Here is a 22,496-nt window from a genome sequence, read left to right as displayed (position 1 = left end):
CGGGCCTTCAACCGTCTCGGCAATATCTGCATCAGCTGGTCTCCCAACTGGCTGCAAAAATGTGTTCCAGCGTCGCTTGCGGCGATTGCGGATCGATGTCGAAAAGGTCCGAACGGGCGGTCCACATCACCAGATCACTGATGATCTCTTCGCCTAGCTCGACAGTCGGCACTGGCAAAGCGGCCAGTGCGGCATCCAGTTCGTCGGGCGTTAGCTCGCCATGTTGGGCGGCGATGGCCGCTTCTTCGATGCTTGCAAACCACGCCTCGACCTCAGTCAACTGAACGGGAGCTTCGGCCAGCTGCGCGACGACGGTTAAAGGGAATTGTCTGCCAACTCTGTCGGCACTCTGCAAAATGATGCCTGCCGACGCGCCGAAGGAAGCCGGGCCAGCCAGGAAGCGCAACGCGGTTGTGCTTGGCCAAAATTCCGAGCCAAACAGCGGGACCAGATGCTGCGCCAGCCAGCGGTCCCAGAGGCGCACAAAGTCGCCCGACAGCCGCCGCGTCACGAAATCGCCGGTAGCGGGCATTTTTCCGTAAAAGCCAGGCAGGATCATATCTGCGGTGGACATGAGAATTTCTTGAACATTTGCAGGTTGTAGGGGTTTTCGACGCTTGCCGCCTTGAGCTCGAAATCGGCCCACATTCCCTTCGTGCCCAGGCGTAGGCTGTAGACATCAGTCAGCGAAGTGCCGGCGAAACGGCCGCTGCGCAGCATCCTCAGCCATGCCCAGCTGCCGGTCTCGTTGAGGAGGATTTCGGGCGATCCGTCGATCGGCTGGAAGGCGAGTGAGATGACCCCGGTTCCGTCCTTGCCGGGCCAGGTCATCGGTTGCGGCCGCGTCGCGTTGTTGTAGTAGACGAGGCTCTGGCCATCGAGATTGAGCGTGACGCGCGTGACGTTGGGAGATAGATCCTTCGGTTCGAGCGTGAAGCTCATCACCGGCCCGGTGCCACCGGGAAAGAGATCGTCGCGGATATGCCTGGCCTGCTCGAACGCCGCCAGCGCCGAAGCATCGAGGCCGAAATCGGCGCGCCATTTCCATGGTTGGCTGGTCATGTCGACATAGTTGATCAGGTGGTCGTTGATGAAACCGTCGATCAGCCCGGCCGGTCCGAACAGGCGGGCGAAATCACGGACGTTGACGTCCACCGCACTATCGGGGCTGAAGGGGTAGCGGTCGGTCAGCGCCGCCTGGCAGAAGGGCAGGATGTCGGCGCGCCAGATGGCGTTCAGTTCCGAGGTGACCGCCTTTTGTGTCAACCCGCTGGTGTCGCCGGCGACACCGCCGAGCCAGTCGTCGATCGGATCGGGCAGGATCTGCGCTTGCCTGGCGACCGCCCCCGTCAGCTCGGCGAGGCCGCCCTGCTTCTTGATGGCGTCCTGGGGGTCGGGATTGGCCGTGACCGTCTGCAGCACGTTGGAAAGCGCCGTCAGAGCCACCACTGCGGCGTCGAGTGCCGGCGGCTGGCCGTCGACCTCGGCGATTGCACCCTTAAGTGGCTTGAAGTGCTCGGCCACCAGATTGCCGGTAAGATCTACTTCGTCGGCTGAGCCCGCACGTGGAAGCAGCTTTGCTCCCGTTTTCACGATCTTGCCAAGCTTGCCGAGTTTGCCAAGCAGTTTCGAGCCGCCCTTGGCCGCAGCCTTGTCGTCGGCCGGCGCTTCATCGGACCGGGTGAGGTCGGTCTCCTGAACGACTGCGGTGAGCAGGCGTTTCAATGCTGAATCGGCGCTGGAGAGATCCTTCAGATTCTCACTGGCGACATTGAGATCGGTCAACGGCGCCAGCCTCATATCGCGCAGGAAGCTGTCCCACTGCGCGATATAGTCGTCGTAATAGAGCTTCAGGATATCCTCCGACAGTGCCGATACGGAGGTTTCGGAGTTCTCGGAGCAGCCGCCAGCGAAGACTGCCCGATCCAGGGCCGCCTGCGCTGCCACATCCTCGACCCGGTCGAGAACGGCATCATGGAAACCGGCGTAGGTGAACGCCCCCGAAACGCCGACGCGAAGCGTCTTGGCGGAGCGACGCGCGAACACTTTGCCACCGTTGGGCCCGGCGAAATTCGCCGGGATCCACTCCTTGAGCCCGGCCACTGCCGGATCGGCCAGCAACTGCTTGTAGGCCCGCGCCGGCAGCGAGATGGTGCACACCGTTTTCAGCGCTTCGGCAACCAGGGCCTGGTCGGGCGCTACATAGCTTTCGTCGACCGTCATCCGGCGGATGGCGGCAAGCTGATGCTGTTCGGCATCGGCGGTCGGAAATGGTGCCGCGGCGGCGAATTCGGGCAGGCTGTTCACCCACCAGTTCTGGGCGAAATCGGCATCCATCTGCGAGAGACCCGTCATCATGCGATAGGTCTTCAGTGCGCCCAGCATAAAATCCGGGTCGCGGATCTGCCGCCACATAGTTGCCTCGAGCAGTGCGACCATGCGTGGCTCGAGGATGTTGCGCAGGGCGTGGTCGTAGCTGTCGGTCTGTGCCCGCGTCAGTTCCGCCGAGGCCGATGGCCCCAGCAGGTCCTGGGCGGCGCCCGGCGGTGCCGTCCGGGCATTCGCAACCGCGTCCATCGCATCGAGCGCGCCGTCCATGGCGGGCTGCTCCACCGATGCCGGGGTTGCGGCGGCGGAGGTCAGCGGCGTTTGCAGCGCTTCGAACTGGCCCGCCTGGGCCGAGATGGCATTGCGGTTGTCGTAATAGGACCAGGTGAACACCGCACCAGCCAACAGGGCCGCTGCCGCACATCCAGCCGCCGCACCCCGCCAGATCCAGGCGCGGCGGCGTTGCGCCAGCGGGTCGAACGTACCGAGGCCCGCTTCCTTGAAGATGACTTCGGTGAGCAGGTTTTTCAGGAAGAAGCTGCGTTTCTCGACCCTTTGCGCGGGCAGGGCCCGCCGGGGGGGAAGGCCGAAGGAAGAAGACAGCGCCGCTGTCAGCCGGTCGATGGGCGCTCCTTCCTGCGTCGCCGATGTCAGATAGAGCCCGCGCAGCCAGGCGACCTCTTCATACCGGCTTTCGCCGAACATCGCCTCGATCAGCACCTGGATCGGTTCGGACAGGCTTGCCAGTTGGGCGGGAAACCTGAAGATCTCGGCACGGGAGGCGAGTTTTTCCTCATCCTCCAGGCGCGGCACCAGCCGCCGCTCGAGTTCCGTCGCCAGCGTCGAGATTTCCCGTTCGACGGTCTTGGCATCGACACGGGCATCCAGCGCGAAGGTCGTTCCCCACACCTGTTCGCGCGAGGCGGTGGACAGGCCGCCGAAGAAAGCCTCGAAACCCTTGATCAGATCGGCCTTGGTCAGCATCAGATAGACTGGAAGGCGGATTTCGAGCCGGTCGTTGAGTTCGGCCAACCGGCGGCGGATCTTGCGGCCGTGCGCCTTGATGGCTTCATCGCCCTCCGAAAGCACGTCGATCGAAAGCGCGACGATCACGCCGTTAAGCGCGCGGCGGCCCCGGTGCTTCTTCAAAAGGTCGAGGAAGCCCAGCCATTCCGCAGCGTCCACATCCGGTTGGCTCTCCTGCTGGACATAGCGGCCGGCGGTGTCGATCAGAACAGCGTGTTCGGAAAAGAACCAGTCGCAGTTGCGCGTGCCGCCGACCCCCTGCAGGTCGTCGGTGAGGTCGATCGGAAAGTTCAGTCCGGACTGCCGCAAGGCCGTGGTCTTGCCGGTGGCCGGCGGCCCGACGATCACATACCATGGCATTTCGCGCAGAAACTTTCGTCCGCCCAGCTTGCGGCGCTTCAGTTCGGCCATCACATCGGCGAATTTGGCACCGACGGCGGCGACATTCTCTTCGCCGGGGCTGAGCGGCTTTTCCACCACGGGCGCGGCGATCTCGGCGACGAACATGCGGTTGGCGCGGATCGCCCGGCGCTGGGCGACGATCAGCCAGATCAGCCAGAAGATGACCAGCAGCGCGATGATGACGATCCGCACGTTGTCAGAGGCGAACGGTTGGTAGGGACCGACCCTGACGATCGGACCGAACACCCAGATGACCAGTGAAAGCAGCGTGAGGCCGATCAGCGTCCACAGCCAGCGCGATGTCAGGACCGCCCAGAGGAAGCGCAGGATGAACATCTCACAACCTCTTTTCGACGAGCACCTCGACGCGGCGGTTCAACGCCCGCCCCTCGCGCGTGCTGTCGGTGGCCACTGGATCGGTGGCCGCGCGGCCCTCGGAATGGACGCGGTCCCGTGGCACTCCGTCCTGGACCAGCATATCGGCGATCGTCTGGGCGCGAGCCTCGGACAGCCGCTGGTTGGTCGACAGCGGATTGGTCTTTTGCAGGGGAACGCTGTCGGTATGACCGACCACGGTGATGTTTCCGATAAGCTCCTGATTGGCGAGGATCACCTTGGCGATCGACCCGATCAGGGGCTCGAAGCCTTCGGTCAGTTGCGGCCGCGACGACTGGAACAGTTCGGGGTTGGAGGCCTGAATGATCAGCTTGGCCAGCGAAACGCTCTCGGTGCCGCTGAGGGCAGATTTGAGATCGGCGGGCGCCCCAGCCTGAAATTCCGGCAACAGCGAAAAATCCACCTTCTCTGGCGGCGGAGCATCGACCTTGGGCGACGTGCGGGTGATGTCGCCGCGCGCGGGCGGCGGCAGCGCGCGAACAAGTGCGGAAAGCTCGACCGCCTGGCTGCTCAGTCCCATCGAGAGCCCGACATGGATTGCCGTGGCGACAACCGCCGCGCCGAGCGCCATAACCCAGATCGGAACGATGAAGCGCTGCGGCTCGTCGGATGCGATCACGCCTTTCCAGTTTGGCGACAGTGGAGCGCCTTCGGCGTCGGCATCGCGCAGGAAGCGTGCCGCCGCCACGCGAACGGCATTGAGCGAGCGGTCGCCCGACCGGCCTGGTACGCGATATTTGCCGCGGAAGCCGAGCGCCATGCAGTCATACTGCAGCTCCAGCAATTCGCGATCCCGGTTCGGATGGCGCTCAAGTTCGTCGAGACGCGTGAAGAACTGCGTGCCGGCATCGACATCGCCCCGCAGCATGACCACGAGCGGCTGCCGCGGCCAAGCGCTGGCGCCGCCCCATGGCGTGTTCAGAGCCAGGTCGTCGAGCAAGGCAGCCACGACCCAGGCCGCCTGGTCCGCCCGCTCCATTGAGGACCCTCCCGACATTGCCGTGTCGCGTGCCCGAACCAGTTCTTCGAGCAATCGCGTGCGCAAAGCTTCCGGATTGTCCGGCGGCAGCGCACTCTCAAGCTCGGGAGCGAATTCGAGCAGGGGCGCGAATGCGTTGACGAGTGCGTTCGGATGGGTGCGGGACCGTTTCACCACGGCGCCGGGCAAGAGTGGCGCCATCGGCCGCGGCATCGGCGCGCCGGTCAATCGAATGCGAGTGCGTTCGCGATCCTCCGACAGTCCGAACGGATCATCGCGGCTCATGACTCACCTGTTCACCGAGTAACAGTCCACCTGCGGCTCGCTTGGCAACACGCCCGAAACGCCGATGACGAAGCCGGGAGCATCGAGCAGCGACGCCCAGTGCTCACTTTTCTGGTCCAGTTCGAGGCATAAGCGATCGCCGTCGTAGGGAATCTCGCGCGGCTGGGAATGAAGCGGTTTCAGCGGAATACCGGGCAAACGCGATTTCCACAGGCCCTCGAACTGGTCGGCCGACCCGACGGTCGCCTGATTGACGAATATCTTGCGCAGCGCGTCCTCCGACAGCTCCGAACCAACCCGGATGACGATCCGGCTGGCCACCAGCAGCTTCGGATTGTCGATGCGGATTTTCCAGACATTGGTCGAATGCCGCATGACCGGCAGTGCACGCGATTTCGGCTCGATGTAACGCAGGCTGAGGATGAGCGAGCGTAGCGCATCCGCCAGCGCCGAATAGGCGGGACCTGGCGCCATGTGATCGTAGGCGGGCAATTCGCCCAACCGCCGTGCGCTCGATCCGTATGTCGCCATCGAACCGGCGAGCCCGGCAAGCTCCAGGTAAAGCTCGGCCGGATGGAAGACATCCTGCGCCAGCATGTGGGCCAGCCGCGGACGCGCCGCATTGGCGAGATTGAGCATCAGCAGATCTTCGACGCTGCGCCCAGGCCCACCCATGACCATCTTGCCATGCGCCTCGGCGATCTGATCGAGGCCTGTCACGACCTCCAGAAGCAATTGCCGATACCAGGCGACCGCGCCGGTAACCAATGTCGGTGGCAGGAAGGTCTCGTCCAGGGAGACGCCACCGTCAGCTCGAACCCCCTTGAGGTCAGCTATAGGCAAGGCTGTATAGCCACCGACCGACTTGCCGGGCGCCAGCAGCAACGCTTGCGGACGGGCGATTTCGATTTCTTCAGGATCTGATCCGCCCTGGACAGCGTCACGCACCGAAACGATCCGTCCATGATATCGCGCTCCCGAGGGGGCGGCATGCGCAGGATCGAAGCCGACACCGCCGGGAGGCTCCAACGGCAAGGCGACCAGCACCGGCCCGGCGCCCGTGTCCGGGGTGACCTGCAGGGGGCGCGGTGCGTCCATCATGTCTGGAATGGAAAAAGGTGTCCCATCCGGAAAGATGCCCCGTGCGGACAGAATCGAAATCTGGCCGGCCTCCAGCGATGCCTGGTCCAGCGTCAGCTGTTGAAAGCCGAACGTATGCAATTGCCCGGCCTGCAACGCGCCGCGCACCGTCGCCTCGAAGAAGCGATCCTGCTGCTGGAAATGCTGGGTCCGCAGGAAAAGCCCTTCGGACCATAGCACCCTGTTTGCATCGCTCATGCCGCTACTCTCTGCATAGAGCTCCCCTTGCCCTGGCCGCTAGGCGGAAATGCCGCCGCTGCCAAGCGTGACATTGATCGTGAATTTTGATCCAGGCGATACCGACTTGGTTGTCCGCCAGTTCCTGCCGCCAGGCTCGCGGATCAGTGCAACGAAGCCCAGCGCCGTCGCGTCCGGCTCGACGGTGATGGTTTTGGATGCGGATTTTCCCGGCCCGACGGAAATCTGATCGGATCCGATGAGATCGCCTGCCAGCGCCGTGCCGGCATCCCCCTGCAGCGCGAAATAGTCGGCGGAATTGAATTTGCCGGTGCTTTTCAGCCGCATCACGAGAACCGTCACCGGCCGGTCGCCGCCACCTGGCCCCGGGTTCATGCCGGCGCCGCCGGTCATGTTGACGGTGATCACCGATGGTTTTGGCGGACCACTCTGGCAAGCCGCAAGCAGCCCTGTCGCGCCAAGGGCAACGACAAATTCACGTCGATCGATCATGTCTCACTCCTCCTCATATGCATCTCGAAAATCAGCGCCGATTTCGCCAAGGAAGCTTTTTTCCGCGCTCTCTGCGATTTCACGATGGCGTTTCTGGTAAAGCTCCCACAGCTTGGCGCCCCGCCCGCCCGAGAGCAGGGTGCCGATCGCGGAATTCGATTTCAGCTCTTCCTCGATCGCTGCCGGGTCAAAACGGTCGATCATCCGCCGCAAGGCGGCCTGTATGCCTCGCCAGGCGCGCACGTGATGTTGCGCGAGATCGCGAACCGCATCGGCGATTGCCGCTTCGCCGGCGAGAAATCCGGGGCTGCGCTCAGCGATGAGCGTCACGATGGCGTCATCGACCGTCGGCAGGAACTTGAGCGGATTGACTTCGGAGGCCCCGACCATGGTCTGGGCGACGCGCGCGTTTCCCTTTTCCTCGGCCCGCTTGCGCAGAAGCTGCATCAGGCCTTCCATCATCAGCCGGTATTCGCGACCAAACTTCTCCATTTCCGCGATGCTGTCGCGTCCGGGAAAATCGGCTTCCTCGACACCCATGCCGTGCAGGAACGCGGCGCGAAGCGCCATTTCCTCCGGCTGCGCCGCTGCTGGCGGGCGGGCGGCTTTGGAAGCAGCGCCCACACGTGGTGGAGGAGGGGCATCCGCCGGCTGCACCGGCAAATCCCAGGGATTGCCGGATTGGGATCGTTTGGCGATGCGCTCGCGCTGTCCGGTCGAACTGGCGCCGTTCGCCGAACTGGGCGCCGCGGCTGGTCCGAAACCAAAATCATCATTGAAATCGGACGGCTTTCCAGGAGCGGCTTCGGCTCCGCGGCTTGAGGACGGCACCGGGTCGAGGCTGAATGGGTCCGCCTGGCTCGTCGCGCCGCCCGGTTCGCGATAAGGGGCGGGATTTTTCGACACGGGCGTTGAAACCGGATCGAGGCTGAACGGGTCATCGAAACCGGGCGAGTTGCGCTGGTCGGAGTTGGCACGTTCGAATGCGCCCGGAACCGGCTGCTCGAACGGGTTCGGCAGATCGGCCGGACGTGGCAGTCGCGGCTCTTCCTCGACCTTGGCGGAAAAGAAGTCATCGCGGCCGATGCTCACCGGCGCCCGGGACGCCGGCGGCGCGCGTTCAGGAACCGGCTGGCCGGCTGCGGGTGCTTGAGTGGCTGGCGTTTGCAGGTCGACATGGACGATGTAGTCGCCCAGTCTCAGCCGCATGCCGCTTTGAAGGCGTGTCGACTTACCGGCACCAAGCGGGCTGTCGGAGTCGTTTATGAACAATCCGCTGCTCGACGTGTCGGTGACGAAATATCCATCTCGCCCGCCAGAGATCTTGCAATGCGCTCGCGAAACGAACATGTCGGGATCGTTGATCTGCCAACCCGCGTCCGCGCTGCGGCCGATCACCAGCTCACCCTCGTCCAGCCGGGTCTGCCGTACCGCCTGGGTGCGTGGCCCTTGCTCCAGTGTCAGCAGCAGACTCATGCCGCGACCCCCGTCATTTCCGGCCGCCATCCGACGATTGTCCGCAGCCGCATGTCGTCAGCATCGCCCCTTTCAGCGGGTCGCGCAAGCCAGGCGGTTCGCCCGAGCTGAACCGATCCGACACGGGGCGGCGGTACGGCTTCACGCGCAAGCACGATGCGCAGGTCGACGTCGAGCGATTCCCCGACCATGTCGCGAACGGCCTGCTTGAACAGTTTGAGCCGCTGGCCGCCAGGCAGGAACGCCTTGAACTCCTCGTACCCCAACGGGCCGACACGAAGTTCAATCCTGCTTTGGCGGCTGAAAACGCGCGGGCCGATCGTCGCCCCCTTGCCGAGCCCTGCAAAGGCCTTTGCAAGACGGGTCTGGAGGCCGGTTGGTACTGTTATCCAGGCGGCGATGAATTCCTTGATCTGTACCGGCACCTTGAACGCTTCCGCCAGGAACAGCGTCAGCCGTTCCGGGCCGTCGACCTGATTGGCGAGCGAAGCCGCCTGGCGAAGCTTCACCGTATCGAGATCGGGGTCCTGGGTGCCGGGAAGTCCGATCCCGGCCATGGCTTCAAGCATGGCGCGAACGCGCCCGCCGACCGCGCGTTCGACCTGTACGGCCGGATGCGCATCCGCCCACGCCCGATAGTAGAGGGCGATCATACGGTGCTGCAGAATGTTGACGAAGTCCACGAACGTCGTGTCGCTGGTCAGCTGTGCGTCGGCGCCGGCGAACCAGCGTTGCGACAGCCGGTCGAGCACCCAGCGCGTCAGATGCAGCGGCATTGGACCCTCGGGTCCCAACAGACCGAGATTTGCAACCGTGACCCGGGCCGGCGTCCCGTCGCTGGCTTCGCGGAATTGAACCAGGTCCCGTGCGGAAAAGGCGAGGCGCACATGCTGGCCGAGCCGTGCCGGCTCACGGTCGGGGCGGCCGGAATGGCCGAACAGACCGCTCCGTTGTTCGAGACGGCGCAGCAGTTCGAAAAAGTCGAACGTCTCGGACAAACCTTCGGCCCTGTTCGGGCCGGGCTTGTCTAGATCAGGTAGCGATTGCCGGGCGTCATCGGCCATAGCACATCCTCCTGCTTCTGCAGCAGCCGCGTGCGGGTTCGCACGAAGCCGTTTATCCCGGCGTGACGGGCAAACAGCCGCGCCAGCAAGGCCGAAAGCAGCAAGGTACTTTGGCCGGCCAGGACCGATTGATCAACATGCAACGTCACTTCGGTACCGCGTCCGAAGCACATCGGCCCATCGATTTGCAGACGTTCGATGACCGGCTGCGAGTCGATACGCACGATCGAATGCACATTGCGGGCAAGGCTCGGATCGCCGCGATCGGCATAGAGGTCGAGCAGCGCATGCAGGGGGTCGATGCCGCGGCCTTCCTTGGCAAGACTGAGAAAGTTGAGCGCGAGCTGCGCCACCAGCCGCCAGGCGAGATCGTCAGCCCGCGATTCACCGTCGGCCCCAGCCGGCAGTGCCGCAGGGATAGCTGGCTGCGGCGGACGCAGCGCGCCAAGAAGCCTTACGGTTTCGACCGGGTCGCCGGCCTCTAGCGTCAAGGTCGGATTGTCATCGAGGATCGGCAGATCACGATTGGTGCAAAGGGCCATGACGTCGAGACGCTTCAGCGGCCGGGTCGCCGGGCTTGCGAGCGGCCGGGATACGGCCAGGAAAACGTCATCCCCGGTGTAGGACGTGCGGGTCAGGCCGTCGCGGCGCTCCTCTTCCGTCGCGCGGCGAGGGCGCCGCTCGGTTGAATAGACCCAGCCACTACCGCGGTTCTGACCCAGGCTGAAGAGTTCGGGGATTTCGGCGTCATTGCCTTCCGTGTCGGCGTCCTCGACGCGGATGACCCGATAGATTTCGAAGTCGCGCGCCCGCGTCCGGTCCGCATGCAACACCTGCCGCGTCTTGCGCTCATCGACTTCGACGACATTGCACTCGCGTTCGAACAGATTGATGATCGGCGTCGCGAAAAGTTCGAAGTCCGCCGGCGTCAGATCGGCCAGCTCAGGCACCGCGCGTCTGAACAGGAAGATGATCTCGAGCCCGGCCGCGCATTTGCGCACGACGGGCTGCAGCCCCGAAACCCGCGCATAGTGAAAGCGCTCGGGCATCATGAAGTATTCGCGCAGCAGGCGGTACCCTTCGAATGTCGGGCGCGTGCGCGGCATCAAGGCTTCGTCGTCGCTGATGCCGACCATTGCGGGTACCGGCAAGGCCGACAACGGGTTGGTCTTCCCTTCCGGTCGTGCGCCGGCGGCCGTGCAGGCGCCGAAAATCGCGTCGAACAGCAGCGGCGCCTTGGTGCGCCCGGCAAAATAGAGGTCGAGTCGGTCGAGCGCCAGTTCGTCGAGCTTGCCTTTTCCGGTTCGGGCCAGCGTGATGCGGAGCGCCGCCTCGCCGCCGACGCCGCCGATCGGCCCTATGCCGGCCATCGCCATCGCACTGCGATCCTGAAAATAGCTGACCGAAGTGATCGCTATCGGCCACAGGGTCATTTCTTGCGCGGTGGAGAAAGTACAGCGTGTCGACAGGCCGGGCTGCAGGCTGGAGACCAGCCGCGTGTTGCGCTTGACGACGTGGCCGGCGAGCATGGTCTGGACCTGCTGGCCGGGTTTCAGCACCACCATCGCCGTTGCCGGCGCCGGCGTGACCAGATCCGGATAGAGAACATCGAGCACACTGCGTGAAAATCGCGAGCGCTCGGCGTCGACCTTCAGCCGGGTGCGCGCGGCGAGGAAGGCGACGCCGTCCAGCAGCCGCTCGACATATGGGTCCGGACACGGGACCGTGTCGAGGGAAAGGTTGCGCGCCACCGCCGGATGCATGTCGGCGAATTCCGCTGCAAGGCCACGGATATGGGTCAGTTCCTCCTCGTAATATTCGACGAAGACCCGATCCATCTCAAGCGTCCCTAATTTCGGTCCGCGCCAAGCCGTTATCGAGATTGATCGTGGTGCGCAGGCGCATGCGTTCGGGCGTCGGCGTCATGATCAGCACGGCGTCTATCTCGATCTTCAGGCCAACGGTCTTATCGCCGAGCGTGACCGTAACCTTTGTTGCGCTTTCCTTCAGGCGAGGCTCGAAGGTGGCGAGCACCGTGCGGATCTGACGCGCCAACACGTCGCGATCGAAATCGCGGGACGAGCGGCCCGAGAAGGAAGGCACGCCATAATTGACCACGCTTCGGCGGACCTCCGGAAAATCGGCGAGCGAAGGTGGATTGTCCGAAACCTGTTCATTTTCCAGATCGGAAAGAAGTGGCGTGGCCTCGAAGCGCTCTGTGTTGAAGAGCGCCTCGATGTCACGCCGCACCGCTTCCCTGAGCACTCGGGCCGATACCACCACCCCACGGCCTTCGATCTCGACGCGGTGCTGGGTCTGAAAGGCCAATCGATGCAGACGGCGTTTCTGATCCGGTGTCAGTTCCGCATCGGCGTCGATGGCCCGCGTACTGCCGGCAACGAGTGTGTCGAGGCGGTCCGCGCCAAGCTCGTCGAGCAGGACATGGCGCAGCCCGTCTATTTCCGAGGTCAGACCCGGCAGGTCGTTGACGAAGCGATCCCAAAGCGATGGCTGGACGGCTTCGCTTTTCGCCCGCAAGCTGCCGGTGGTCTGCTGCTTGCCCGCGCCGGGCCGCCGAACCTCACTTGCCGACATAGACATCCATTTCGGCTTCATCGTTGCCGTCATAGACGAACTTGATCTTCTTGTAGGCGAAGCTGACTTCTTCCTGGATCAGGTCTTCTTCATCCTCGGCCTGCGACATGTCGTATTCCATGACGAAGGCGTCATTCAGTGTGATGACCAGATAATCCTTGCTTTCGCCATCGATGGTCCGGCGCGCCGAAAACACCACCTCATCAAGGGCCTTGTTGTCGAACAACGCCTTTTTCAGGTAGGGCGAGGATTTGTCGTAGTGCTTGGTGAACTTGATCATGCCCATGTTCACGCGGCCACGGCGTGAGATCGAATTCGGGTCATAGGGTGCGATCATCTTGTAGTCGACGCCATGGATTTCGATCTCGTCTTCGTGGCCGTCGCGGGTGCTGGGGCCTTTGATATCAGGAACCTTCAGAAAGCCATCAATCTTCGTAGCTGTGGGCATTGTCTTTCTCCACCACGTTCAAGAAACCAGGATGTTGTTGCTGCAATCAAGTCTTCACGGACGGTAGTTCTGACACGAGCCGGAGCGAGGCGTTGATGCCCTCCAGCTGGTAATGCGGGCGCAAAGCGAAGACGGCATTGTAGTATCCCGGCCGTCCTTCCACGCTGGCCACTGTGACCTCCGCAGCGGCAAGCGGACGCTTGGCGCGCGCCTTGTCGTCGGCGAAGGCAGGGTTGGCCAGCACGTAACGGTTGATCCATTCGGTCAACCAGATCTGCATTTCAGCGCGCTCCTTGAACGAGCCGACCTTGTCGCGCGCAATGGCCTTGAGGTAGTGCGCAAAGCGCGAGACCGGGAACAGGTAGGGCAGGTTGGCGCTCAGCCGCTCGTTGGACTGCGCGTCGGGGTCGACCAGCCGCCCCGCCCGCGTCTCGTCGTCCTGTAGCGAATGTGCCCCGATGAAGGCCGCCAGATCGGTATTCTTCCGGTGCAGGATGGGCATCAGACCGAGCTTGGCCAGTTCGGCCTCGCGCCGGTCGTCGATGGCGACTTCGGTCGGGCATTTCATCGCTATCGACCCATCATCGGTCGGGAAGCTGTGCACCGGCAGGTTGAGCACCGTGCCGCCATTCTCCACGCCGCGGATCTGTGTGCCCCAGCCAAACAGCTTGTGGCTGCGGTTTATGTTGACGCCCATCGGGAAGGCGGCGTTCATCCAGATATATTTGTTGTGGTCGCCTTGTACCTCTTCCTCGAAGGTGAAGCCCTTCACCGGAACGGTGTCCGTGCCGTAGGGCAGCCGCGCCAGAACGCGGGGCATGGTCAGGCCGATGTAGCGGGCATCCTCACTCTCGCGCAGCGACTGCCACGAGGCATAGGACGCGTTGGAGACGATCTGCTGCAGATCTTGCGGGTTCGGCAATTCCTGCCAGCTGTCCATGCGGAACAGGCGCGGCGATGCAGCCGCGATAAACGGCGTGTGCGCCGAGGCGCAGATGCCGGAGATGTTGCGCAGCAGACCGACATCGCGCGGGTGGTTGGAGAATTCGTAGGCGCCAATCACGCAGCCGATCGGCTCGCCGCCAAGCATCGAATACTCGTCCGTATAGACTTTCTTGAAGATCGGGCTCTGGTCCCACATCTGGCCTTCATAGTCTTCAAGCGTATCGGCCAGCTGCTCCTTGGAAATGTTCATCACCCGGATCTTCAGCTTCTGATCCGTTTCGGTGTTGTTGATGAGATACCACAGGCCACGCCATGTGCCTTCCATTTCACGCACTTCCGGCGCGTGCAGGATCTCGTTGACCTGGGTCGTCAGCATCTTGTCGATGCCGGCGATCAGCGACTTGATCGATTTGATCGCATTGGACGAGATGGTCGTGGTGTCGGAACGGGACTGCGCCGCGAGCGCGAGATTGCGCACGAGTTGCTGCAGCTTCTCGCTGTCGTCCTTCTTGACCTTGAAATCCTTCTCGAGGAGTCCGCTGAATTCTCCAAGGTCTATGGCTTCGGCCTCGGCGGCGACTGCGGCGGTTTTTTGCTGTTCGGCCATGATTTATTCCCCAACCTTGTCGTCGTCGGCCAGCGCCTGGCTGGCGATCTTGCCAAGAAGCGGTTCGTTGTTCAGAAGCTGCGCGATGCGCTTTTCAGCATCGACGCGGCCATCCATGAAGCCGAGCAATTCCTCGAGCTGACGACGCATCTTGAGGATCTCGGCCAGTTGCGGAACTTGCTCGGCGATCTTGTCCGGCGCGAAATCGCCCATTTTGGAAAATGTAAGATCGAGCGCCAGTTCCTCGTCGCGCTCCTGGCCTTCGGCCTGCGGCAGCGTGTTCTTCACCCGGGCCTTAACGCGGGGTCCGAGCGCCTCCATGAACTTGGGGAAGCGGTTCGCGTCGGTGTCGACAAAAGAGCGGTCCTGCACCGACTTTTTCGCTTCCTTGGTTTGCGATGCACCGGCAAGGTCGGCCATCACGCCCATGACAAACGGCAGTTCGATCGTTGTCGGGCTGCCGTAGGTTTCCACATCGTAGGCGATCTGCACTCGCGGCGCGCGATTTCGTTCGATGACCTTGGCTTTGCTTTCGGCTGGCATGTGTCGTTACCTTTCATCCTTCTGAGCCGTCTTCTTGGCATCGGAAACGCCGGCGAGCAGCCTGAATTCCTTCAGCCCCGACGGAGCGAGATCTTCCATCAGTTCAACGAAATCCATGTGCACCATCCGGCGTACGCGCCGAGCCAGGTGCGGAATTGGGCTCGATGGTTCGGTGCGGTCATAGAAGGCGACGACCAGGTCGAGGCACTTCACGACGTCGTCGCGCGAGGAAATCCGGTCCGGAAGCCCAGTGCTCGGCTCCGCGTAGCTTGCCATACTTGCCATCGCATCGGCTCCATGACCGTTTCGAGCAGGCGTTGCCGGTTCCGCCGGCATCGGCGGCTTGGCGGCGCCACTCGTCACCGCGCCGGCTGCCGAATTCCGTTCGAGGGTCGTCAGCAAACGCTGCAGAAACCGCTTTAAGTCCGGAACGGGAGCGCCACCGCCCTCGAGACGAGCGTTGAGGGCGGTCTCGAGGGCATCGAGTGCCGCAATCGCTGCCCGGGCGTCGGCGATCAGCAAGATCATCTCCGCATTGGCTTGATCTATCTGTGCCGCACATCCGGCGTGCACCCGGTTCAAGAGTTGTCCGTGCGCACTGACCAGCGCGGCCTTTTCCGCCGCATTCAGCCCCAACGCGGCTTCCTGGAGCATGACGCGGTCGTCGAGCGCACCTTTTTCCAGGTCTTTGCCCTGAATCGGGCCGATTGTGCGCGGCGCAAAGAACGTCATGTCCCGCAGGTTCGCCAACAGTCCGTCCCGACCGTTCTGGAGGTCGAGCAGCGCGTTGATACGGCGCAAGGCCGCATCGCGTGGCGAACCGTTGGGCCGCAGTGCCGGATGCATGGTTTCCCAGTGCTGATCGAAGGTCCGCGCAATGAGGGTCAGCCCCTGCGCGAGCCCGGCCAGCCCTTCTTCATTGGCCAGCGCGCGCGTGACGATGACGAGCAGGCGCAGGTCCCGGCCATGCCCGCGCAATTCCTCCGCCTTTGCCAGCACAGCGGACCAGTCGACTGGAATGGTGCTTTGCGAGCCGGCCCTGTTGTTGCCGTCGTGGACGACCTTGAGTTGGGCTTCGGTCAGGCGCTCCAGCTCATGAAAATCCGGGTCGTTGCGCAAATCTTCCCCGGACGGGTTCTCACCGTCGAGCGAAGCAAGCCAGAGTGCGAGATCAATCACACCAACCCCCAGCGAAGGCCCTCAAACCTTATGTGACCCTACGCTATCACACCGTTGCACTTTACCACAATTCAACAACTGCTCAAAAATTAACAGGAACTAAACGAGTGCCCAACCCGTGGCGCGATTTGCCGAGCCTGTATGTGAAATGCTTCGCATCGACGTGCGAATTCGTTGGTTGTGTGCGGCCGTTGGTGCGAGACTTTCCCCAAACGCGAGAAGCCGGCTGACCGGGCATCGGGTCCCCCCGTCCCATGCTTTGTCAAGCGGCCGCTTATGTGGCAGGTTGTCGACTGGCAGATTGCAGGAGCACGTTCGATGGAACCGCGCCGGTCATCGCAGACATTCAAACGCAAGGAACTCGTCGGCAAGCTCAATCCTGTCGGGGTGCGCGCCTTCAAGGCCGCGGCCGACACCGCCAAACTGCGCGGCAATCCTTACGTCGAACTCGTCCACTTCATCGAGCAGCTGGTGCTTTCCGACCGCTCGGATGTACAAATGATAATCGCAGATGCGGGAGTGGATGCGAGCCGGCTCACGGCCGATATGACCCGCGCCGTCGACAAGCTGCCTTATGGCGCAACGTCGATCGAGGAATTTTCCGACCATATCTTCCATGCCATCCAGGAGGCCTGGAACCTGGCAACGCTCGAGTTCAGCGTCGAGGAAGTCCGCAGCGCACATATTCTCCTTGCCTGCCTGAAGACGCCGGTGCTGGAAAGCCTGCTGTCGAAGATCAGCGGCGAGTTCGACAAGATCGATGCCGACGCGGTCATCGCGCGGTTCGCCGATGTCATGGAAGGTTCGCTCGAAGCCAGCGTGGTTCCCGCAGTCGAAACGCGGAGGCGGGCTCCGGGCGGGGATTCGGCGCTGGCGAAATACGCCACCGACCTGACCCAGCGCGCCCGCGACGGCAAGATCGATCCGGTCGTCGGCCGCGATCCGGAGATCAGGCAGATCATCGATATCCTGATGCGGCGCCGGCAAAACAACCCGATCCTGACCGGGGAGGCCGGGGTTGGCAAGACGGCGGTCGTCGAGGGCTTTGCCTTGCGTATCGCTGAGGGGGATGTGCCGCCGACGCTGCAGGATGTCAGCGTACGCATGCTCGATGTCGGATTGATGCAGGCGGGTGCAAGCGTAAAGGGCGAATTCGAAAAGCGGCTGAAGGCCGTCATCGATGAGGTTCAATCGTCAGAAACGCCGGTCATCCTGTTCATCGACGAAGCCCACACCTTGATCGGCGCCGGCGGCGCGGCGGGCACGGGCGACGCGGCCAATCTCCTGAAACCCGCGCTGGCGCGTGGCGAACTTCGCACCATCGCGGCAACGACCTGGGCCGAATACAAGCAGCACATCGAGAAAGACCCGGCGCTGACCCGCCGTTTCCAGGTGGTGAAGATTGACGAGCCGTCCGAGGCGGTGGCCGTTCTCATGTTGCGCGGTGTGGCCGGCGTTCTGGAGCAGCACCACAAGGTGCAGATATTGGATGAGGCGATCGAGGCGGCGGTCGGCCTGTCGCACCGCTACATCCCGGCGCGGCAACTGCCCGACAAGGCGGTGAGCCTTCTCGACACCGCTTGCGCCCGTGTCGCCATATCGCAGCACGCCACGCCGGCCGAGGTCGAAGACATCATGCGTCGCCGCCAGGCGCTGGAGGTCGAGCACGGTATCATCGGTCGCGAGGCCGTGATCGGCATCGAGGTGAGCGAGCGCCAGGCACGCGTCGACACCGGACTGGCCGAAACCGAGGTCACGCTGGCCGCGGCGCAACTGCGTTGGGACCGGGAAAAAGCCCTGGTCGCCGAGATACTCGAATTGCGTGCCCGGCTGCGCGGCGAAGGTGTGCCGCTAGATGCGGTGGAGACGGAGGAGACCACTATCGAGGCAGCAGGTGCGATTGAGACCGAGCCGCCCAAGGCTGAACTGCCCGAGACCGACTTGGAGGCAACGGCGGCCAAAGCCCCTCCACTCGATCCAGCCGCCGATCTTGCCCGGCTGCGCGAACTAATGGCCGAACTGGCCGAGGCGCAAGGCGAAACGCCGCTGATCCTGCCGTCGGTCGACCGCAACGCCGTGGCGGCGGTGGTTCAGGACTGGACGGGAATCCCGACGGGGCGGATGCTGTCGAGCCAGACTGAAAAGGCGCTGCGGCTCGCCGTTACCCTGTCCGAACGTGTGGTCGGCCAGGATCACGCCATGGAGATGATCGCCAAGCGCGTGCAGACCAGCCGCGCCGGCCTCGGCGCGCCGGAAAAGCCGGTGGGCGTGTTCCTGCTCTGCGGCCCCTCGGGCGTCGGCAAGACCGAAACCGCATTGGCGTTGGCCGAAACACTCTATGGCGGCGAGCAGAACCTCATCTCCATCAACATGTCCGAATTCCAGGAGGCCCATACGGTCTCTACCTTGAAAGGCGCTCCGCCCGGATATGTCGGCTATGGCAAGGGCGGAATCCTGACCGAGGCGGTCCGCCGCAAACCCTATTCGGTAATCCTGCTCGACGAGGTCGAGAAGGCGCATCCGGACGTGCACGAGATCTTCTTCCAGGTTTTCGACAAGGGCATGATGGACGACAGCGAGGGCCGGCGCATCGATTTCAAGAACACGCTGATCCTGCTCACCTCGAATGTCGGCTCGGAAGTCATCATGGACCGGACCAGGAACGGCACGCTGCGGGCCGGGCTCGACGATCTGGACATTGCCTTGCGCAGCCCATTGCTGAAGGTCTTCCCTGCCGCCTTTCTCGGCCGCGTGGTGACCATTCCCTACTATCCGCTCTCTGATTCGATGATCGAGGCGATCACCCGTCACCAGTTCGCCAAGATCGCTCGCCGGCTGCGTGCAACCAACGACGCGGAACTGGTGATCGGCGACGGTGTCATGGATCTAGTCAAGGCCCGCTGCACCGAGATCGAATCCGGCGGGCGGATGATCGATGCCATCCTGACCAATACGCTTCTGCCGGAGTTGAGTCGCGGGGTGCTGAACCGGTCGCTCGAGGGCGAAAAAATGACAAAGGTGACCGTCGGTGCCTCCAAGGAGGGCTTCACCTATTCCTTCGAGTAGGAATGCCGATGACGATTTGCTTCGGTTTCTAGGCAGGTATGCCAGCCGGCTTCACGATTTGAAGGCACGGAAGCCCCATGCCTGCCGCTCCATCTCGGCCCAAATAGGGCCAGTTTGTTTTGTGCGGCGTGATTGACCTACTGACGGTACTTTGCGCAGCGCAACGGTGATGATGTCGGGCAGTGGGCAAAAATCGTCCGATTGATCCCGATAATTGACGAAAATTTACGATATTTCTCGTGGCGATTTTCCTTTTAAAATAGTGACTTTTTGATGGTCTTGATGACGGAATCTGCGCGACGCTGGAAGATAACAGTGATTTCAACTGGTTATATGCTGTTTGAACAATTGAGTGGGAGTAAGGGGAGGCGGCGGCAATAGCGTAGTCTCGGCGGTTTCTGCTCTGCTCCACGTCGCTGCGCTTGTCTGCCCCTTCGTACTCGTTTCCAAGTAGGTTGATCTTATCAAATCGTGGAGCGCTGAATATAAAGGACCATCGGTATCGCGTAAGGCTATGGCCTAGAATGGCGTGCAAATCGGTGGGTTTTGCGTGCCGACAGGTGCCGATGTCCGCCTCACGAGGTCTGGACGACGCCTAGACCTATCGTTCGCGAAGTCCGGCCAGAATGGGCGGGCAGGTTCTGGTCCACTACGGCAGTGGCGTGAAAGAAGCCGAAGCCCTGGTCACGGATATCCGCAAGGCCGGCGGACGCACTGAGACTGCTGCGCGATCGAACAGCGAAAAACCGAGCTGTTGTTCCAGTGTGTCGATCGCGTGGCTGATGGCGGACGTAGCGCGCCGCAGGCGTTTGGCCGCGGCGGTAAGCTTCCCGTCTTGGCGTTGCCGAACAGCAACAGAGGCCAAGGTTTCTCGCATCATGATCTCTGTCAGTCCATTTAAGGATTGCCAGTGGGTCAAGCTGAGATCATACATCCCTAAATTTCTAGTTAGCTCAGATCATGCATTCCTAATTAATTGAGTTGTGGAGATCGGCGCCATGATTGGGCGCGGAAGCGGGGGGAGCAGTTGACGCGTCTCAGCCGGAATGTTGACAGCCCAACGCCGAGTGCTCGCCGCTCGCTCTCACTTCGAACCAGGGTGCTGTTGCGTCTGATAATGGCCCTTGTTGGTGTTCCCCTGCTCGGCGTATTTGCAGCAGCCCCGGCGTTTGCGGGTGGCGGCGCCGGAAGCGCCGGAATGGTGTTTGGCGGCGCGGGCGGCTTCGATAGCGCGACGGGCGCCGGCGATAACGGCGACCCAGCAAACCCCGCCGTCAACGGCGGCGGCGGCGGTGGCGGCGGCGCAGGCACTACCGGGGGAAACGGCGGCAACGGGCGCAACGTGGGCGGCGGCGCAGGGGCGGGAGGCATAGGGGGGACCTTTGCCGACCCGGCGGGAACCGATGGCGGCAACGCCACCACCTCTCTCAGTGGCGGTGGCGGTGGCGGCGGTGGCGCGCATGGTACAGTCGGGGCTGGCCTGCCTGGGTTGATTTGCGGCGATGGTTGCTTGGCCCCAAGACCTGGCGGGGATGGCGGGGACGGCGGCGGCGGTTTCATCGGTCTCAGCCGTAGCGACGGGGGTGGTGGGGGCGCGGGCGGTTATGGCGCGGTGGTCACTGGCATTGGCTCACTTGGTGCCCTCGATTTCGCGCTGACCGGTGGTGATGGCGGCGACGGCGGTTCGACTGGTGCAATCAGTTCATTTGGCGGGAACGGAGGAACCGGGGGAGTTGGCCTCCTGTTCACAAATTCGGGCAGCACGGTTTTTACCGTCAATGCTGCAGTGACCGGTGGCGATGGCGGCGACGGCGGTTCGGCCGGTGCAATCAATTCATTTGGCGGGAGCGGAGGAACCGGGGGAGTTGGCCTCCTGTTCACAAATTCGGGCAGCACGGTCTTTGCCGTCAATGCTGCAGTGACTGGCGGCGATGGCGGTACCGGAGGCGCGGGCGCTAACAGCAACGGAAGCGCGGGCGCCGGGGGCGCCGGGATCGTCGGCGAGAACTTGACCATCACAATAGGCGCCGCCGGCGTGGTGACCGGCGGCCGCTCCGGCGACGGCCTGACGCAAGCCGATGCCATCACCTTCACTGGGGGCAGCAACACGATTGTTGTAGGAGGTGCTAACATATCCGGGAATGTGTCATTCGCTGGGTGCGATGACTGTTCAGAGTCCCTCGGCAATAGTATTTTTCAAATGAATGACGGGAACATCTCAGGGACGGTGTGGTTTAGTTTCGCTGAATCGAATCTGTTTCGTATGACAGGGGGCACAATTTCCGGTGCGAGCGAGTTTGAAGAGGGAGTGGAGCTTGATGGTGAGATTAATGATTTTCAGATGACCGGTGGCACCATTCTCAATGGGGCTCACTTGTTTGGAGGAGCGCACAACTCGTTCGCAATGACGGGCGGGATTATCCAGGGCGACAGATTCGGCAATGGCGTCGAGATCGATCCATTGTGCAGTGGATGTAATTCTGACTCCAGCTACAGCTTTCAAATGAGTGGGGGAAGGATAGTTGGTGATGTTCTGTTCGCCTCCGAAACTACTAGTACTCCCACATTCGAAATTAACGGCGGAAGAATCGATGGCGCCGTTATCTTCGGTACCGGTATTGTTGACATATCAACGGGTCAGCTCTTTCTTTTTGGTGGCAACAATACAGTCTCGATAGGCGGACAGGCTGTGATAGCGCCCGCGCAAGGACAAAACGCGATCCAATTTCTGACTGGTAGTAACACATTGACGATGACCGATGGGACATTGTTGGGCTCCATCACCGGCGGTGACGGTGTGGATCATGTTAATATTTTTGGCGGAGCAATAGCGGGTACCATCTTTGGCGATGATGGTGACGACAATATCACAATCAGCGGAGGCAGTGTCGCCTCAGTGGACGGAGGCAATGGGGTCGACATCATCACCATCTCTGGTGGAACGATCGAGGGCAGCGTAGCCGGCGGTTCCGGCATCGACACCGTCACGGTTTCCGGCGGCACCATCCGCGGCAGCGTCAGCGGCGGCGCCGGCTTCGACCAAGTTTCAGTTTCCGGCGGCATCATCAAGGGCGGCATCGACGCAGACCACGTCGATCTGTCCGGCGGCACGATCGACGGTGATATCACGGGCCTCGGCCCCAACACGCTGATCATCAACGGTTCCGGCGCGGTCGATCCGCTCAATCTGCGCGATGACGTGCTGTTTAGTGGAACGAATGCCAATGGCACCGTCACCGACACCGACCTCGCGGCCGGCGGCAAGAGCCAGAACTTCACCGGCTTCGACAATTTTTCGGCCAACGCTTCCACGCTGCGCTTCAGCGG

The 22,496-nt window shown here is 62.6% G+C and carries 16 protein-coding genes; 2 read left to right on the top strand and 14 right to left on the bottom strand.

The features are described 5' to 3' along the window. Positions 1 to 31 precede the first annotated feature (31 nt). Genes tagF through tssA form a run of 13 tightly spaced genes read right to left on the bottom strand, consistent with a single transcriptional unit; the run spans position 32 to position 16,103 of the window. Positions 32 to 574 (bottom strand): type VI secretion system-associated protein TagF, encoded by a 543-nt coding sequence (gene tagF, locus NKI38_RS26740; protein WP_352662904.1) that lies wholly within the window; start codon positions 572 to 574, stop codon positions 32 to 34. After that, positions 556 to 4,092, bottom strand: coding sequence for a type VI secretion system membrane subunit TssM (tssM, locus tag NKI38_RS26735; protein ID WP_352662901.1), 3,537 nt, complete (start codon positions 4,090 to 4,092; stop codon positions 556 to 558). The genes tagF and tssM overlap by 19 nt, the downstream gene beginning before the upstream one ends. Position 4,093: 1 nt before the next feature. Next, on the bottom strand, positions 4,094 to 5,416 hold the full coding sequence (gene icmH / locus NKI38_RS26730; RefSeq protein ID WP_352662898.1) for a type IVB secretion system protein IcmH/DotU: 1,323 nt from the start codon (positions 5,414 to 5,416) through the stop codon (positions 4,094 to 4,096). Between the two features lie 3 nt (positions 5,417 to 5,419). Further along, on the bottom strand, positions 5,420 to 6,754 hold the full coding sequence (tssK, locus tag NKI38_RS26725; RefSeq protein ID WP_352662895.1) for a type VI secretion system baseplate subunit TssK: 1,335 nt from the start codon (positions 6,752 to 6,754) through the stop codon (positions 5,420 to 5,422). A 39-nt stretch (positions 6,755 to 6,793) separates the two neighbouring features. After that, entirely contained in the window at positions 6,794 to 7,246 is a 453-nt protein-coding gene (gene tssJ, locus NKI38_RS26720; RefSeq protein ID WP_023758852.1) for a type VI secretion system lipoprotein TssJ, read from the bottom strand. A 3-nt stretch (positions 7,247 to 7,249) separates the two neighbouring features. After that, positions 7,250 to 8,722, bottom strand: a complete 1,473-nt coding sequence (gene tagH / locus NKI38_RS26715) for a type VI secretion system-associated FHA domain protein TagH (RefSeq protein WP_352662891.1) — start codon at positions 8,720 to 8,722, stop codon at positions 7,250 to 7,252. After that, positions 8,719 to 9,786, bottom strand: coding sequence for a type VI secretion system baseplate subunit TssG (gene tssG, locus NKI38_RS26710; protein WP_352662888.1), 1,068 nt, complete (start codon positions 9,784 to 9,786; stop codon positions 8,719 to 8,721). The genes tagH and tssG overlap by 4 nt, the downstream gene beginning before the upstream one ends. Beyond that, on the bottom strand, positions 9,750 to 11,624 hold the full coding sequence (gene tssF, locus NKI38_RS26705) for a type VI secretion system baseplate subunit TssF (protein ID WP_352662886.1): 1,875 nt from the start codon (positions 11,622 to 11,624) through the stop codon (positions 9,750 to 9,752). The genes tssG and tssF overlap by 37 nt, the downstream gene beginning before the upstream one ends. Before the next feature lies 1 nt (position 11,625). Further along, a complete protein-coding gene (tssE, locus tag NKI38_RS26700; protein ID WP_352662971.1) occupies positions 11,626 to 12,381 on the bottom strand; it encodes a type VI secretion system baseplate subunit TssE in 756 nt (251 codons plus the stop codon). Beyond that, a complete protein-coding gene (locus NKI38_RS26695) occupies positions 12,368 to 12,829 on the bottom strand; it encodes an Hcp family type VI secretion system effector (RefSeq protein WP_352662883.1) in 462 nt (153 codons plus the stop codon). The genes tssE and NKI38_RS26695 overlap by 14 nt, the downstream gene beginning before the upstream one ends. A gap of 46 nt (positions 12,830 to 12,875) precedes the next feature. Beyond that, the gene (tssC, locus tag NKI38_RS26690) at positions 12,876 to 14,381 is read right to left on the bottom strand and encodes a type VI secretion system contractile sheath large subunit (protein WP_352662880.1); all 1,506 of its coding nucleotides are present in this window, start codon (positions 14,379 to 14,381) and stop codon (positions 12,876 to 12,878) included. Positions 14,382 to 14,384: 3 nt separating this feature from the next. Further along, the gene (gene tssB / locus NKI38_RS26685) at positions 14,385 to 14,924 is read right to left on the bottom strand and encodes a type VI secretion system contractile sheath small subunit (RefSeq protein WP_292632739.1); all 540 of its coding nucleotides are present in this window, start codon (positions 14,922 to 14,924) and stop codon (positions 14,385 to 14,387) included. A gap of 6 nt (positions 14,925 to 14,930) precedes the next feature. After that, positions 14,931 to 16,103 carry a type VI secretion system protein TssA gene (tssA, locus tag NKI38_RS26680; RefSeq protein WP_352662877.1) on the bottom strand — a complete coding sequence of 391 codons (1,173 nt, stop codon included), beginning with the start codon at positions 16,101 to 16,103 and terminating at the stop codon, positions 14,931 to 14,933. A gap of 318 nt (positions 16,104 to 16,421) precedes the next feature. Here tssA and tssH point away from each other — a divergent pair, with 318 nt between their 5' ends. After that, the gene (gene tssH, locus NKI38_RS26675) at positions 16,422 to 19,169 is read left to right on the top strand and encodes a type VI secretion system ATPase TssH (protein WP_352662874.1); all 2,748 of its coding nucleotides are present in this window, start codon (positions 16,422 to 16,424) and stop codon (positions 19,167 to 19,169) included. Between the two features lie 649 nt (positions 19,170 to 19,818). Here the strand turns inward: tssH and NKI38_RS26670 are convergent. Next, positions 19,819 to 20,103: a helix-turn-helix domain-containing protein gene (locus NKI38_RS26670; RefSeq protein ID WP_502899392.1), complete on the bottom strand. Its 285-nt coding sequence runs from the start codon at positions 20,101 to 20,103 to the stop codon at positions 19,819 to 19,821. A gap of 183 nt (positions 20,104 to 20,286) precedes the next feature. Here NKI38_RS26670 and NKI38_RS26665 point away from each other — a divergent pair. Continuing rightward, a partial coding sequence (locus NKI38_RS26665; RefSeq protein ID WP_502899391.1) for an autotransporter outer membrane beta-barrel domain-containing protein occupies positions 20,287 to 22,496 on the top strand: 2,210 nt, incomplete at its 3' end.

This window comes from Mesorhizobium sp. M0621 (genome assembly GCF_040320745.1).
Classification (GTDB): domain Bacteria; phylum Pseudomonadota; class Alphaproteobacteria; order Rhizobiales; family Rhizobiaceae; genus Mesorhizobium.
This window is presented reverse-complemented; position numbering and strand designations above follow the sequence as displayed.